At 47.2% G+C, this 523-nt stretch carries 1 protein-coding gene; it reads left to right on the plus strand.

From position 1 onward, the window contains the following. Nucleotides 1-103 precede the first annotated feature (103 nt). Nucleotides 104-523, plus strand: a 420-nt coding sequence (locus GY683_RS03485) for a LysE family translocator (RefSeq protein WP_297287426.1), incomplete at its 3' end; no start/stop codon positions are given.

Genomic DNA, 523 nt, shown 5'->3' on the forward strand with positions numbered 1-523 from the left:
ATTCAGCCGAAGCAAAAAAAACGCGCGACTGATTAGCAACTTTGGGCGTTGTCATGCGATGGAAGTGTTGACGTAGAATTCAAGACTAATCGGAAAAGGCATTATGTTCGGCTTACCAAACTTGTCCATATTTTTGTTGGCGGCTTTGATCCTTCTGCTCACACCTGGTCCTGCCGTGCTTTATATTGTGGCGCGCAGTTTGGATCAGGGCCGGTTGGCAGGATTTGTGTCAGTTCTCAGTATCGAGGTCGGAAACTTCGTGCATGTATTAGCAGCTACTTTGGGATTGTCTGCCATACTTGTTTCGTCAGCATTGGCTTTCTCCATAGTCAAATACATGGGCGCCGTTTATCTCATTTATCTAGGTATGTGCCGACTTTTTGCACGCGAGACCGCGCATCAATCAAAGACTTTCCAGCGTCAGAGTCTGAGACGCATTTTTCGCCAAGGCGTGCTCGTGGCCATACTCAACCCGAAGACGGCTTTATTCTTTTTCGCTTTCTTACCGCAATTTGTGGATTCG

This window comes from Moraxella sp. (assembly GCF_024227015.1).
GTDB lineage: Bacteria > Pseudomonadota > Gammaproteobacteria > Pseudomonadales > Moraxellaceae > Moraxella.